The organism is Acinetobacter sp. RIT698 (genome assembly GCF_009668065.1).
GTDB classification, from domain to species: Bacteria; Pseudomonadota; Gammaproteobacteria; order Pseudomonadales; family Moraxellaceae; genus Acinetobacter; species Acinetobacter guillouiae.
The window spans coordinates 26,796-42,362 of record NZ_WJYH01000010.1 but is presented as its reverse complement, the minus strand read 5'-3'; the positions used below and the strand labels follow the sequence as shown (position 1 = coordinate 42,362).

Annotated in this window: 13 protein-coding genes; 8 read left to right on the top strand and 5 right to left on the bottom strand. The window is 36.9% G+C overall.

The annotated features are described in order from the left end of the window. The first annotated feature begins 117 nt into the window (after window positions 1-117). The 4 genes from GJV03_RS06405 to GJV03_RS06390 are packed head-to-tail and all read left to right on the top strand — an operon-like array spanning window position 118 to window position 4,466. A complete protein-coding gene (locus GJV03_RS06405) occupies window positions 118-2,277 on the top strand; it encodes a TonB-dependent siderophore receptor (RefSeq protein ID WP_154129696.1) in 2,160 nt (719 codons plus the stop codon). Between the two features lie 60 nt (window positions 2,278-2,337). Continuing rightward, window positions 2,338-2,616 carry a hypothetical protein gene (locus GJV03_RS06400; RefSeq protein ID WP_056511720.1) on the top strand — a complete coding sequence of 93 codons (279 nt, stop codon included), beginning with the start codon at window positions 2,338-2,340 and terminating at the stop codon, window positions 2,614-2,616. A 3-nt stretch (window positions 2,617-2,619) separates the two neighbouring features. Continuing rightward, complete coding sequence (locus GJV03_RS06395) at window positions 2,620-4,182, top strand: PepSY-associated TM helix domain-containing protein (RefSeq protein ID WP_154129695.1); 1,563 nt, start codon at window positions 2,620-2,622, stop codon at window positions 4,180-4,182. Continuing rightward, entirely contained in the window at window positions 4,179-4,466 is a 288-nt protein-coding gene (locus GJV03_RS06390) for a hypothetical protein (RefSeq protein WP_154129694.1), read from the top strand. The genes GJV03_RS06395 and GJV03_RS06390 overlap by 4 nt, the downstream gene beginning before the upstream one ends. A 117-nt stretch (window positions 4,467-4,583) precedes the next feature. On the opposite strand, the gene GJV03_RS06385 is transcribed toward GJV03_RS06390, so the two are convergent. Together GJV03_RS06385 and GJV03_RS06380 are read right to left on the bottom strand one after the other, a co-directional pair. Then, a complete protein-coding gene (locus GJV03_RS06385; protein ID WP_105712463.1) occupies window positions 4,584-4,886 on the bottom strand; it encodes a helix-turn-helix domain-containing protein in 303 nt (100 codons plus the stop codon). Continuing rightward, a complete protein-coding gene (locus tag GJV03_RS06380) occupies window positions 4,879-5,235 on the bottom strand; it encodes a type II toxin-antitoxin system RelE/ParE family toxin (RefSeq protein WP_004719695.1) in 357 nt (118 codons plus the stop codon). Before GJV03_RS06380 ends, GJV03_RS06385 begins: the two co-directional genes overlap by 8 nt. A gap of 397 nt (window positions 5,236-5,632) precedes the next feature. Between GJV03_RS06380 and GJV03_RS06375 the strand changes: the two genes are divergently transcribed. Continuing rightward, window positions 5,633-7,504 (top strand): ABC transporter ATP-binding protein, encoded by a 1,872-nt coding sequence (locus GJV03_RS06375; protein ID WP_171501835.1) that lies wholly within the window; start codon window positions 5,633-5,635, stop codon window positions 7,502-7,504. A gap of 385 nt (window positions 7,505-7,889) precedes the next feature. Here GJV03_RS06375 and GJV03_RS06370 read toward each other — a convergent pair whose 3' ends face one another. From GJV03_RS06370 to GJV03_RS06360, 3 genes are all read right to left on the bottom strand, one after another. Then, entirely contained in the window at window positions 7,890-9,038 is a 1,149-nt protein-coding gene (locus GJV03_RS06370) for a phospholipase A (RefSeq protein ID WP_004719690.1), read from the bottom strand. Between the two features lie 27 nt (window positions 9,039-9,065). Beyond that, window positions 9,066-12,005: an insulinase family protein gene (locus GJV03_RS06365; RefSeq protein WP_056511732.1), complete on the bottom strand. Its 2,940-nt coding sequence runs from the start codon at window positions 12,003-12,005 to the stop codon at window positions 9,066-9,068. A 535-nt stretch (window positions 12,006-12,540) separates the two neighbouring features. Next, a complete protein-coding gene (locus GJV03_RS06360) occupies window positions 12,541-13,008 on the bottom strand; it encodes a GNAT family N-acetyltransferase (RefSeq protein ID WP_105712460.1) in 468 nt (155 codons plus the stop codon). Window positions 13,009-13,321: 313 nt separating this feature from the next. On the opposite strand from GJV03_RS06360, the gene GJV03_RS06355 reads away from it, so the two are divergent. Genes GJV03_RS06355 through GJV03_RS06345 form a run of 3 tightly spaced genes read left to right on the top strand, consistent with a single transcriptional unit; the run spans window position 13,322 to window position 15,285 of the window. Beyond that, complete coding sequence (locus GJV03_RS06355; protein WP_056511736.1) at window positions 13,322-14,326, top strand: adenosine kinase; 1,005 nt, start codon at window positions 13,322-13,324, stop codon at window positions 14,324-14,326. A gap of 18 nt (window positions 14,327-14,344) precedes the next feature. Further along, window positions 14,345-14,656, top strand: coding sequence for a Rieske (2Fe-2S) protein (locus GJV03_RS06350; protein ID WP_162242519.1), 312 nt, complete (start codon window positions 14,345-14,347; stop codon window positions 14,654-14,656). Between the two features lie 14 nt (window positions 14,657-14,670). Next, window positions 14,671-15,285, top strand: a complete 615-nt coding sequence (locus GJV03_RS06345; RefSeq protein ID WP_004719680.1) for an OB-fold-containig protein — start codon at window positions 14,671-14,673, stop codon at window positions 15,283-15,285. Window positions 15,286-15,567: the final 282 nt, after the last annotated feature.

Genomic DNA, 15,567 nt, shown 5'->3' with positions numbered 1-15,567 from the left:
TCATCTAATTTTCTATCGTTATTTTATTTTCTATTTATATTTTCAATTGCACGACTATTGTAAGCTTATCCTACTAACAATAAACTAAGCGATAATTATTATCATTTAAGATAAGCAATGCTGAATTCTCTCCCACACAGTTTTAAGTTCTCTCTTCTTAGTTTAGCGGTATTCAGTGCTCAGCAGAGTTTTGCTGCAGATATTGAAAATCTACCCACGATTTCAGTTCAAGCCACAGCTGATCAAACTGAATTAAGCTCTGAACAATCAAAATCTTATATCGTTAAAAAATCTGCAAGCGCTGCCAAGCTGAGTATTCCTGTTAAAGAAACACCACAGACAGTGAATGTTGTGACACGTCAGCAATTAAATGATTTTGCACTCAATAGTGCACGTGAGGCTCTAAGTAATACACCTGGTATTACTGTCAGCAGTCAAGAAACCGAACGTTCAACCTACACTGCTCGTGGTTTTGAAATCTCAAATATTTTAACTGATGGTGTCGGCTTCCCTTCTAGCAGCTACAATTATAATAATACCAACCCTGATACATATTTTTATGATCGTATTGATGTGATTAAAGGTGCAGATGCCTTAACCAATGCTTTTGGTGATCCAAGCGCAACAATCGATTATATCCGTAAGCGTCCTACCCAAGAATTTCAAGCCAATGCTGGGCTAAGTTATGGCTCTTGGAATACCCAACGCTATGAAGCAGATGTTTCAGGTGCATTAAACAAAGAAGGCAGCATCCGCGGACGTTTGATGGGTTATGAACAAACTGGAGATTCTTATCTAGATCGCTATTCATCCGAGAAAAATGGATTTTCTGGCATCATTGATGCGGATTTAAGTGATAGCACATTATTGACAGTCGGTTATAGCCAACAACAAAACAAACCTAATGCAAATAATTGGGGTGCTTTACCACTTCTCGGTGCAGATGGAAATCAACTTTCTTATAACCGAAATTATAATCCTAATCCAGATTGGGCCTATTGGGACAATAAGTCACAAAATGCTTTTGCTGAGCTAAAGCAAAAAATTAATGATAAGTGGACAGCAAAGTTTAGCTATAATTATACCCAAACCGATCACAACAGTAACTTACTCTATTATTTTGGTTACCCTGATCAAAATGGAGCGGGTGTAGCCCTTACCGCTTGGGGCGGAAAAGAAAGTCTAAAAAGACATTTTGCTGACTTAAATCTACAAGGCTCATATTCATTATTTGGCCGTGAACACGAAGCGACACTGGGTTATAGTTATCTACAAAGTAAACAATATGATCAACAAACTTCAGGTATGATCAATGATATTAATATCTACAATGATTACTCCCAAGGTTATTTACGTCAGCTCACCACAAACTGGGCAAGCTGGACACCCCAATCAGTAACTTGGTCAGCGTTTAGTGATGCTGCAAACTATACTCAAAAGCTCAATTCTGTATATGCTGCAACACGCCTACACTTAAACGATGATTTAAAACTTTTACTCGGTTTAAATTATGTTCAAGCTAAAAGTGAAGGTGAAAGTTATGCTTCATCAATGGCCTATGATGAAAACAAAGTATCTCCTTATGCTGGCATTACCTATAACTTTAACCCTGAATACACGGGTTATCTAAGCTATACCTCTATTTTCCGCCCACAATCTGGATTAGGTACTGATAATAAAGCACTCAAACCAGTTGAAGGCGAAAGCTATGAGGCAGGTATTAAAAGTTCATGGCTAGATGACAAACTCACTGGAACTTTGGCGGTGTTTCGTACAGAACAAAGTAATTACCCATTACGTAACTCTGACGGAAACCCTCTCAATCGAAAAGTTGAAACCAGTGACTTGCGTTCTCAAGGGGTAGAAGTTGGACTGGCTGGACAATTAACAGATCATTTAAATCTGACATTCGGTTATAGCCAATTTAGTTTAAAAGATTTAAAAAATGGTGGAGAGGCACGTACTTACAACCCTAACCAAACCATTAATCTTTTAACCACCTATACTATTCCAGCTATACCTAAACTGAAAATTGGCGCAGCGTTACAATGGCAAGATGCGACCAAGCTGTATGACTCTTCTGTAAAGAGTACAATTACCCAAGATGCTTATGCTTTAGTGAATTTGATGGGTAGCTATGACTTGAATAAGCATATTTCGCTACAGGCAAATGCAAACAATGTGACAGACAAAAAATATTTATATAGCTTCCCAGATGGTCAGGCTTTTTATGGCCCATCTGCAAACTATAGTGTTGCTGTAAAATTTAAATACTAATCTGAATTCGCCTTAATCTTTTAAGATTAAGGCGTTTTCAATTGCAAGAAAGTGATCGTTATGCAGATTGTGCTCTACCCTTTATCAGTGCTCTATCGTTTTATACTGGCTTTTGGTATGGGCTATGTGTGCAGTTATTTAGTATCCTTAGCTTTAATTGATGTGTTTTATCCTTATTTTGCCAAAGCTGAATCTATTTACTTGGCGGCATTTAGCGCACTTATTTTTTACATTATTTTTGTGATTCTAAGCTTTTGTATACATTCTTTAAAAAAACTTACGCTGATCAGCCTAGCTCTGGTTGCTACTTTTTTCCTATTTTCCAAGTTTATAGGTTAACTCATGCATAAATCTGTTCGTCAATCTATGGCATGGTTACACTCTTGGATCGGGCTTACCTTCGGCTGGCTGTTATTTGCAATTTTTTTGACGGGTTCTGCAACATATTATCGCCATGAAATTAGTATGTGGATGCAACCACAATTCGCGAGTATGCAAATCAAACAGGAATCCGCTATACAGTCTGCGTTTACTTATTTGCAAAAAAATGCCCCAGATGCAAAAAGTTGGTATATCGGTGTTGCAAACCAGAATACCCCTGCAAATAAAATTTATTGGCAAAAAGCAGATGGTGGTTATGAAAGTAAAACTTTAGATGCCAATACAGGTAAAGAATTGCGTCTTTCTGCCACACAAGGCGGTGATTTCTTCTATGGGTTTCATTATCAGCTTTATGGAATGCCTTATTCGATTGGGCGTTTGATTGTGACTTTTGCAGCTTTAATCATGTTTATAGCCTTAATTTCAGGCATTATTACCCATAAAAAGATATTTACCGATTTCTTTACCTTAAGAGCATTTAAAGGTCAGCGTTCATATTTAGATTTTCATAATGTAAGTTCGGTAATCGCATTGCCCTTTTTCTTAACCATTACATTTACCGGCTTAGCGATCTTTTTCTATCTGCTTTTCCCCGCAGGGATGAAAAAAGCCTATCCAGATAATCCATATCAGTATTTTGATGAAATTCGTCATGTTTCAACAGCTAACAAGGCTCAAGAAGCACAGCCGAAGAATATGTTATCTATTCAACATTTCCTGCAACAAACCCAACAGCAATGGGGAAAAACTAATATTGATAACATTACCGTAGATCAACCCAATACACAGCTTGCCAAGCTCACGATTACTGCCTTAGAAGATCATTCGATTACACGTAATCAAGCACAACTTAGCTTTAATGGCGCTACTGGTGCTTTAATTGGGAATACTCGCAATAACAGTGCAATAGCAACATTAAATGCCAGTATGTATGGACTGCATATGGCGAATTTTGCCCAACCTTTATTGCGTTTAGGTTTATTTTTCTCTGGTCTTCTGGGCTGTGCAATGATTGCTTCGGGCTTATTGCTCTGGAGTTTAAAACGACAATTACAAAAGAAAAATGATCATTTTCACTTTGGGCATTATCTGGTAAATCGACTTAATACCACGATGATTATTGGTTTACCCATTGCGATGTTGGGTTATTTATATGCTAATCGTTTTGTGCAACTTCAAGCAGATACACCGAATTATGAAGTCTATACATTTTTCACTTTGTGGTTATTCAGTTTTATAATTGCGCTCTGTACAAAACAACAATATCTCTGGAAAACTCAGCTCAAGTTGCTGATTGCCATGACATTAGCCTTGCCTATTTTAAATGCCTATTATCTGATTTCTAATCAATATATTCATTCATTACAGGACTATTGGTTATTTTTACGTGTAGACTTAATGATCTGGTTATTTGCCATTTTAGCGATTTTTTTACATCAAAGAATCACACCGATTCAAAACAAAGCTGTGGCGAAGATCAAGAAAAAACTGGAACAAAAATCAGCGCAGGAGCCTGTGTCATGATATTGGTATTTGCATTTCTCCTGATCCTGATTGCCAGTTATAGCTTGTATTTGATCAGCTCAAAGCAGATCACCAAGACTCAGAAAAGTAAATTGTCTGTTTTAGCGCAACATGTGAAATTGGTAAAAGTTATCTCGTTTGCGTTGATCATCTTGGCTTTATTTTTATTCAGTTTAAATTATGGCAATAGCATCTCTTTTGTGGCCTTATGCATACTGAGTAGTCCAATACTGTTTGGATTGATACTCTTTGTCAATGATTTAAAACCTAAAATAAAAAAGTAGACATCTAGCGTTTTAACACAGCTCTAGACTCAATTAAATTTAAGTTTAGATAATTTTCAGCATAATCGTGCTCATTCCTATCAAAAAATGGAAGCTTATCGCTTCCATTTTCAACAGTTAAACATTAAATTCAATATGTTTTCCTGTGGGAAGCTCTACATCAATGCGAAGCTTCCCTCCCATTGCTTCAACATATTTCTTTATTGTTGAAATTTTAAGATCATGACCACGATTTTCAATTGCTGAAAGTGAAGGCTGCTTGATTCCAAGTATCTCAGCTAATTCTTTTTGCGAAATCTCTAATTCTTCTCGAATAAGATGCAGCTGCGTTTGTAAACGTAGTTCATCAGCCATTTTTTGAATTCGGTCTTGACTCTCTGGAGAGCGACCAGCCAATAGTTCCTGTAAGATTTTAGCCATTAGATTGATCTCCTAGGGTTGAAAGATGAAGTTCGTATTGCTGTTCTGCAATATCTAACATCTCTTTATAAAAACGCTTTTTACCGCCCTTATTACCAATACAAAGCACAATAGCCTGTCGTAATGGATCAAATATAAAAAAGGCTCTTAGTGGTTTACCTCTATGCTGAACACGTAATTCTTTCATGTTCGTGAATTTCGAGTCATTTACGGTATCAACTAAAGGGCGACCTAAACTTGGCCCCAGCTGTTGTAGAACGACCAATGCAGCTAAGACTTTTTCCTGTGTTGAATCATCTTGCTGTTCAAGCCATTCATTAAACAAATCCGTTGTAATGACTGTCCACATGCGAAACCTAGAAATATAGACTGTAATCTATATTTTAATATAGTACTTATAGAAAGGCAAAGTTTCTTTTAAGAATTGAACGCTCATGTAAAAAACATTCGAGCAGTGTTTTTACTTTCTTATGATTGTTAAAGTGTTAGAAGATTAATGTTCAATTTACGATTAGATTGCCAAAGTACAATAATTTTTTAATTATCTTTGGCTATACTATAAATCGTTTTTATTCGATATAAATAACTGGTGTAATTTCCACGAAAACTATACAATCTACATTACCCCACTATTCTCCCAATTTCTGCTGAATTTGTCTTAAAATAATTTAAGCTGTTCAGGTTGTAACTTCATTTCAATATTTTACAATTTAATCAATCTATAAAATTTCCACGAGGATTTTATGTTGCTGCAATGGTTTGAAAAGTTAGTCGATCCATATCCGTCGAAAGGTTTAAACGAACCATTACCCACCAAGTTCTTTCCATTTGTTTGGCAAGCTGCGGCTGGTGTTAAGCGTTATTTATTGATTTTAATATTATTCACTGCTGCAACAGCAAGTTTTGAAGCTTTATTTTTTTCACAAATTGGACATTTAGTCGATTGGTTGACACAGTCTAAACCTCAAGACTTTTTAGTAAATCATCGTGAAAATTTGATCTTTTTAAGTTGTATTTTATTGGCAAATATCTTTTTTGCCAGTATGCAATCCATTATCAGACATCAGATTTTATACAGTAGTTTTCCAATGCGTTTACGTTGGAGATTTCATAATCTAATGCTACGCCAAGGCTTAGACTTCTTCCATAATGATTTTGCTGGACGTTTATCAGCCAAAGTCATGCAGACGGCGCTAGCGGTACGTGAGTTTTGGGTGATTTTGGGCGACATGGTGACTTATGTTGTCATCTATTTCATCACCATCAGCATTGTATTGGGATCAATTTCTCCTATTCTATTGATTCCACTTTTATTATGGTTGGCGTTGTTTGTTAGTGCAGCCTTATATTACATTCCAAGATTAGGACGAATTTCCAAAGAACAAGCCGATGCACGTGCGGTGATGACTGGACGTGTAACCGATGCCTATACCAATATTCAGACAGTAAAACTTTTTGCGCATGCAGGCCGCGAAAGCCAGTATGCAAAAGAGTCAATGAAAGAATTTATGCGTACAGTGTTCAAACAAATGCGTTTAGGCACTGCATATGAACTTTGCATCAATTTGCTAACAGCCGTTTTATTCTTTGGGGTATTAGGTACTGCCGTTTGGTTATGGTTACAGGGTCAAGCAGCGATTGGTGTGATTGCAGCAACAACAGCCATGATTCTTAAACTTAACAGTATGGCTGAGTTTATGATGTGGCAAACTTCTGCCCTATTTGAAAATGTCGGAACAATTCAAGATGGTATGCAAACTTTAGGTCGTCAGATTAATATCCAAGACAAAGAAGATGCCAAACCACTTGTTGTGACTCAAGGTAATATTAAATTTAGCGATGTCACATTTGCTTATAACAGCAAAAAAGTCATTGATCACTTTAATTTAAACATTCAACCGGGTGAAAAAATTGGGATTGTTGGACGTTCAGGCGCGGGAAAATCTACATTAATTCAATTACTTTTACATTTTTACACCATCAATAATGGAAAAATTACCATTGATGGTCAAAATATTGAAGAAGTCACTCAAGATAGTTTAAGAAAAAATATTGCGCTTGTGACCCAAGATACCTCTTTATTACATCGTACAGTTGCGGAAAATATCAAATATGGTCGTCCTGATGCGACTGATGAAGAAATGTATGAAGCCGTAAGAAAAGCCAAAGCGGATGAGTTTATTCCGCAACTTTCAGACTTAAGAGGTCGTACTGGCTATGATGCTTATGTTGGTGAGCGAGGGGTAAAACTTTCTGGTGGTCAACGTCAACGCATTGCCATTGCACGTGTATTTTTAAAAGATGCGCCTATTTTAATCTTGGATGAAGCAACCAGTGCTTTAGACTCCGAAGTTGAAGCTGCAATTCAATCGAGCTTAGATGAGTTAATGCAAAATAAAACTGTGATCGCGATTGCTCACCGTCTTTCAACCATTGCTCAAATGGATCGTTTGATTGTGTTAGATCAAGGTCAAATTGCAGAACAAGGTACTCACGAGGAACTGATCGCACAAAATGGTATTTATGCACACTTATGGCATAGACAGACAGGTGGTTTTTTAGTTGAACCTGAACAAAAAGCCTCAGAGGATGAAGATTCAACAGTCAGCACTTCGTAAATAAAGCCTTTAAATAGCCAAATTATAAAAACCACGTTAAAAATAGCGTGGTTTTTTATTATATAGTCAACCTGTCGAAAAACTCAGACTCAAGAATATAATTTTTCATAATTAATATTTTAAATTAAATCAATTATATGTAAAAATATTTGATTATAAAAAAGTTAGCAATGCCACAGTTTACTTTTAAAATTTTAATCTCTTTGCGTAGTCTATGCCTCATCTTATACTGCAAACAGCACTCTTGAGCTTTCCCGTTACTTATCCAAATAAAACAACAACTCTTCCCTATAACTCAATAATCAGAAGCAAAAAAGCTGTCTTATATCCTTATATAAAGACAGCTTCTTATTTAAATCTAGCCAATCAACGCTATTTTAAATGATTAATACCAATTCATTAACGAAACACCTAGACCAACATAGGTCGCACGGTGATTATAATCAATCAAGCTTTCACCATAACCATCAAACAATTGAAAATGCCCACGTAACTTGCCCTTAATTGGAAATGCCCAATCAAATTGCATTGCACCATGCGAGTCATCCCCACCTTTTAAAGAGTGACGTAGCATCAAAGAAAAATCATTGTCATTCCAGCGATAGAATGCGGTCAAATCACCACGACCGATATAATTTTTAATATCAGGGTTATTGTCATCCTGAAAATCTTCTTCAATGCGATACCACGGACGTACCATTAAGGCAAAATTATCTTTTTCAAAACCAAGATTTAAAATGACCCTATTCCAACTACGTGATAGCGGATCAGAACGTCCGTTTGACTGATGATTCAAAGTCAGACCCAGTAAGCGACCATTTAAACCTAATAAATTATAATTGGTTCTAAAAATCAAACTCGCTTCAGGTTCGTAATTTGTTTCACGAAATGGACGAGACTCTTCACTGTTATAAACTTGCCAGCGAGAAGATTGGGTATAACCGACCCAAACATCACCATTGTTCCCAAACAGATTTTCGGCAGCTTTGGTTTTTAAAGAAATCTGGAATTTCGCTTCCATCGACTTTAAATTTTGATCTTCATCCACGGTGTTTTGAGGATTTGGACTCTGTGGAAATTCATTTTTCTTACTGGTCCAAAATGCGGGAAGTAAATATACAGGTTGGTTCGCTCGAATATTCCACGTACCTAATTTACTGTCTTGAGAAAGCTCCCAACGTCGATCAAGTAATGAGGTATTCGGATCAATTTTATCGCCATGAATCGCAAATAAATTTTCTGCTTTCTGGGTGATTTTATCTTTGAGGGTTTCAGGTTCAACATCGGCTTTTTGAATATCTAAAGCAGCACGTTGCTCTGACACCAAAACTTGCGGAGCAACTGTAGGTATTTTAAATATTTTATCGTAACAAGCCAAACGGTCAGCATTAGATTCGAGTGCAACACAGGCTTGCGTACTTGCAGGATTCACTTGTGCAGTATCATCTGCATGAGCAATGGTCACCAAACCAAAACTGAGCATCATTAAGATGCTCAGATTCAATGGTGTACGTTCAAAATTTTTGAACGACATAGAATTCTCCAGAAAGAATTTATAGGGTTAATTTACTTTCTTAATTTCAAAACCTAATTGTTCCAACACTTCTTTTTTGGCAACTGGAGCGACTACAGCTCTTACAGGCTTTTGCTCAAGTAAATAAGTTTGTGTGACACGCTTAAGGTCGTCAATAGTAACGTTTAATAAGCGCTCGCGTAATTGCTTTCTAAACGCAGGTGTGCGTCCATGAAGCAATGCATAGCATGCAGTAATGGCTTCACCTGCTGGTGAACCAGGTTTATCCATACTGGAAACCAGACCGAGAATAGCTTCTTCAAGCTGATAATCATGCTGCTCTTTGTTTAACAACCAATCTAAACTTGCTTCAAAGTCTTGGAAAGTTTCTGCAAGGCGTGGATCACGATAACTATAGAATCGGAACGAACAAGCATTGCCATCATAACTTGCGCCCCCACCATATGCACCACCCTTTTCACGAATAGCACTATGTAGGAAACCATTGCGTAAATAGCCTGCAAGCACCATCAACGGCGCTGCATCTGGATGGGCAACATCTACAGCTTGGTAAGCAGAAGCACAAAATTGAACATTGGCTTGAATTAACCAAGCTTGATCTGCATTGCTCTCATCCATAGCCACTTGCGTTAAATAGACAGGAGATTGATCAACTGCAAGTTTATCCCAAACCGTTTGCACTTCTTCAACTAAACGCTCTGAATGATGCTCTTCACACACCAATAAAAATTGTTTTGGTGCAAGCATTAAGCCCTTATGAATTGATTTTAACTCATCTATAAACGCATCATATGCCGCATCATCTTTTTCAATTTTTGCGATCAAATCACCTAGCCAATTCAATGCGCCCAGGCCTGTATTGTCATAATCGCGTTTTGCCAACGCACTCATATGACGTGAGGCAATTTGCATGGCATAACTATGTCCAGAACCCGATAAACGAGAAGCCCAACGTGTTTTACGTTGTTGTAAAAGTTCGATAATACGATCTTTTTCATCAAAACGTAGTTGCTCAAAAGCCAATTTAAGCAACTGAATTGCATCAAACTTATCCGTTAAAGATTTGGTTGTTAAGGTCAACCATGCACTAATTTGACCTTTGTCATCGGTTTTAGAACGAAGTGAAGCGCCCATTCCCAAACCGCCACTGACTGCCGTCTGTAACTGTTGAAGTTCAAGATAATCATATTCGCCCGCACCGACTTCTCCCATGAGAACAGACAGTAAGTTAAAATAAGGCGATTTTACAATTTGATCTGGTATTTGAATCAATACTTGTTGGTAGTAAATTCCATTTGTACCTGCATGGTACAGATTTAATGGTGTATCTACCCCATTGCAAATCACTTCACGCAATTGACCTTGAACAATGGCCAATTCAGCTGGAATGTCTTCCAAACCGACTTTAGGCAATAAGCTCAAATCATCTGGAGTTTCTTGACGAATTTTTAAAGCTTCAGTTTGTGCGATAATTTCAGCTTTATCTGCTTCTGACAAAGCCTCACCAATTTTCGCCAATCGTGCTTTTTCATCTTCTGCTTCTTGAGCAGATTTATTTGCATCTGGAACTAAAGTCATTTGTACACGATGCGGGTTATCCAATAAATGAACTTGAATCAAGTTAGATAACCACATCGGATCTTTGAGTTCTTCTTTTACTTCTGCAATGGCAGTATCTACATCCCAAGCATGGATTGGATCATTATGATGAATTGCATTGCCCAAACCATTGAGGATCAGTGTTAAACCATACGGCGTACCATCACCACTGATTTCACGTTGATGTAATTCAATTTGATGCAAAATTGCATCAACCATGTCTTTATCGATAGGCTTAGAAGCAACATCTTGAAGAATATTAAGCACGCCATTTTTAAATTCTTCAGTATGCTCAGGATTTGAACCTTGAACTCCACAATAGAACGTCATTTCATAGTTAGAATCATCTACACCCATGATTGGACCTGTAGACTGTGCATAACCACATGTTTCTAAATAATGGCGCAACGGCGAAGCAGAGTTTTCTAAAAGAATCCCTTCAACCAAACGCATACCCAGGCGAAGTTTAACATCACTGGTTTTTGGCAATAACCAAGACAAAATATGATAGGTCTTGTCTGTTAAATCTTCTGCATCAACAGCATAGGTTTCTTGTACTTCAATCGGAGCTGTTAGTCTTTGCTCTTCTTTAGAGTAAATCGTTTCACCTTTGCTGAATTTAGACAGCGCCAACTTTTCAAATTGTTCTTGCAGTTTATAAGCAGGCTCATCACCAAAAGTCATAAATACTGCATTACTCGGATGATAATGTGATTTGTAAAACGCCACTAACTCATCATAAGTTAGGTCAGGAATATCCTTCGGATCACCACCAGAATTATAATGATAGGTTGTTTTCGGGAACAAATGATGCGCAAGCTGATGATAAAGCTGATCTGACGGTGAACTCATTGCCCCTTTCATTTCATTAAATACCACGCCTTTATAAACAGGCTCACCATTTTCCAGCTCAATACGAATACCTTCTTGAGCAAAATCCAATGGATTTAAATTGGCCGCAAAAGCCGCGTCCAAATAGACTTCCAAAAGGTTTTGGAAATCCTTTTTATTTTGGGTTGCAAATGGATAAGCGGTCCAATCAGCTGCTGTAAACGCATTCATAAAAGTATTTAATGAACGACGAATCATCAAAAAGAATGGATCACGTACTGGGAATTTCTCTGAACCACACAATGCTGTATGTTCAAGAATATGTGCCTCACCTTTGGAATCCATTGGTTGAGTACGGAAAGCAACAAGGAACACATTTTCGTCGTGATCAGTTGCTAAATGGTAGTGCATTGCACCAGTCACTTTATGTTTATATTCAGACACTAAAATGTCTAAAGCTTCTACATGGTGTTGACGTACCAGCTGAAACGCAGGATGAACAGTTTGAGATAAGGTTTCAGTGACATCTACAGTCATGCGATCTCCAATATTAAATGTTTATCTATACGTTTAAGTATAACCGAAACTTTAATAAATGCGATTCATTCCTAACACTAATTCTTAGTAAATCAATCAGGATTCATCGCGACTTGCTGTTCAAATATCAAGAATCAGCAATGAGATAAATAAAAAAGTGATGATCAAAAGATTCTATCATCACTGTAAAACTTAACTTTTTTAACTCAATATTTTAATTAGTGATGCTTCGAGCCTTTTTAGGCTAATGTTTTCTATGTATTCCGATAATGAGTAAAGGTTGTGAACCAATCTAAATAGGCTTTCCCTGAAAATGATTAAACAAGTGTTATCTGTATTAAGAGCTTTTTATAGAAAAGAATTGCTTAGGCTATTTTTAGTATATTTACCAAGAAAAATTTTTGGAGATCAACATGGATACATCCCCAAAAATAAAAAGTATCTTAAAGCCTATAGCTATAAACCAGCAGCCCCTTGATCGAATTATGCTGCTACTCAAAGTTAAGCGCTATAGGCCAAGGGATTTCCAAATTCACTAAATTAAATATTTAAAGTAATTATAATTTGGGTGATTTGAGACAAAAACATAATTTTGCTTTTGATAAAATGGCGCTGCATCTTTTTCACTACTTAAGCACAAGGCAGAAAAATTAGATTTTGCTCTTTTTTCAAGTTCGAGCAATAAACTTTTACCCAATCCAGTTTTTCGGTATTCAGGCAATACATAGAAACGACGTACCCGACCAATTTTATGCTGAGTTTCAGGGTTCTGCTTTGTATCACCATCTTCACTGATTTGAATATTTAAACCACCGCATGCAACCAGTTTATCTCCATCAAACGCAACCAATAAAAATTCACCATGTCGATTAAATTTATTGCTGCCTTGCTGAAACTCATCAACCAAACGTTGAATAAAATGAAACCCTTCTTTTTCAGCAACTACGGCTAAATCTTGAATTTGCGCAGGCAATTGATCTACCTGTTGAATTAAAATATTCACTCAACCTCCAATATATTTAGGGTCTGTAGACAGTTTTAACTTTATGCCTATGTTTATTTCTAAACAAAACCTACCCCAGCGATCTCAATCAATCACCGTGAAACAATCTAATTTAATGACTCACACTGATCAACACAATGGCTTAAATTACGCAATAATCATCTCAAAAACAGGTTTTGTTCAGCACACCATCAAGTTATAAAATTCCAACAAACCATATTTGACAAATGTAATTGAAATTTTTTCAACAAACTACTGTAAAGCTGAGCATTCGTGTAAACTTTATGTTTTTAACATTGATGTGATGAAGAACATGGCTATAGTTGACCTTTTTGCAATTGGTAACGCGCTCATTGACCAAGAATTTAAAGTATCAGATCTCTTTTTAGCTGAACAAAATTTGCAAAAAGGCACCATGCAACTCGCAGATGGTGAGTCCCAAACTCAGCTATACAATAATTTAAAAGCCAGCCAAAATTATAAAGGTCAAGCATCTGGCGGTTCAGCCGCCAATACCACAGTGGCATTCAGTGCATTAGGTTCTTCAGCATTTTATGCATGCCGTGTTGGAAATGATGATCTAGGCACAATTTATCTCGACGGCTTAAATGAAGCAGGCATCAAAACTTCGAAAAAATCGATCAGTGAAGGTGTTACGGGTACATGTATGGTTCTGGTCAGTGAAGATTCAGAACGTACGATGCAAACTTATCTCGGCATTACTGCAGAACTTTCAGATCTACAAATGGATTTTGAACCTTTAAAAACAGCGCAATGGTTATATATCGAAGGTTACTTGTCTACAAGTGATTCAGCACGCGCAGCCGTAAAACAAGCACGTCAAATTGCCCGTGATCACAAGGTTAAAATCGCATTGACCCTATCTGACCCGGCAATGGTGCAATATGCACGCCAAGGTCTAAATGAACTAATCGATGATGGTGTGGATCTAATTTTCTGTAATGAACAAGAAGCCATGATGTATACAGAAACTGACTCTGTTGAAGCTGCGCTGAATAAATTAAAAACACTAAGTACTGATGTGGTGATTACACTAAGTGAAAAAGGTGCATTAGTCGCAGATCAAAAACAGCATTTTTATGTTCAAGGTCGTAAAGTAAATGCAGTAGATGCAAATGGTGCTGGTGATGCATTCTCAGGTGCTTTCTTATATGCTTTAAATAATGGTGAAAATTTACAAACTGCGGCACAACTTGCTATTCTTATTTCAAGTGAAGTTGTGTCTAAGTTTGGACCACGCCTAGACGTTGCAGAATACGCAAATCTACTCGAAACGTTCAAAAAGGAATGTGCATAAATGTCTGAAAAAATTGCAATGACCGATGAAATTGAAGAGCGTAAGGCACGTGCGTTTGACACAATGACTGGCGACACCATTTTTATCACTCAACGTGATGGTGCATTTTATGCCTACCAAAATGTCTGCCCTCACCTACAAACTGAACTAGAATTTCTTGAAAATCAGTTTTTAGACCAAGACGGCGAATATATTCAATGCTCTACGCATGGTGCTTTGTTTGAAGTTGAAACAGGTGAATGTATTTCAGGGCCATGTCTGGGTGATAAACTTGAAAAAGTAAATATTTCAGTCCATTCAGATGGTGGTATTTACATCGAGGACGAATAAGGTTGGAAACTGCCATGCTTGGATTCTTATTTGAACATGAATTAATGCCCTTTCACCTCAGTGTCTTGGCTTTAATTCTGCTGAGTATGGCAGAAACTTTTGGCTACTATATTGGCTTACGGCCAAGTACCTTTCTGAAAAAAATTTCACCAGATTGGCTCATTGAGTCGCCCCTGTTACAAGTCAAATTTTCCAAAGTACTTATTTTCGTTTTTTTATTATTAAATTTTAGTTTTGCAGGCTATTTTTTACAACTCTCGATCTTTGCAAGCAAACAAGTTTTTGCCGCTTGGTATTATGTGGTTTTACCCGCATTGGTGATTGCAATCTTCTTTACCGTGTTTATGATTCATTGTTTGGATCAGGTGATAAAACCTAAAGTTGCATTAAATCAAGTTGACTTGCTTGGACGATTAGCCACAGTCTCTAGTGGTAATGCACGACCTGGGTTTTCAGCTCAAGCACGGGTCCGTGATGAAAATGGACAACTGCACTATATCCAAGTCGAACCAGAATTTGGTGAGTTAGAATTTCAATCTCAAATCATCTTAATACGTTTTAGAAAATCACATTATATTGCCAAGAAAATTTCGACCTCAAATCACCTCTTTAGTTCAGATCAGTATTAATTTACAACATTAATTTCCAATGTCTTCTTTCAACTCAACCTTCGTTTGTGTAACGCATAGGCTCAATAACTCATTGTATTTCTTAAACTTAGTTACTTCCATAAAACATAATGAAGTCATAGTTTTACATCGAAAAAATAAACAAAATTTAACGCGCCCATCAAATCAAAAACGGCAATTCATGATCAATTCTTTCAGAGATCTATAGCAAAATTTAAATACTACATAAAAATATTCGAGTAGATGAAAGTCATTCAATAAATTTTTAGTCAGCAATGATTA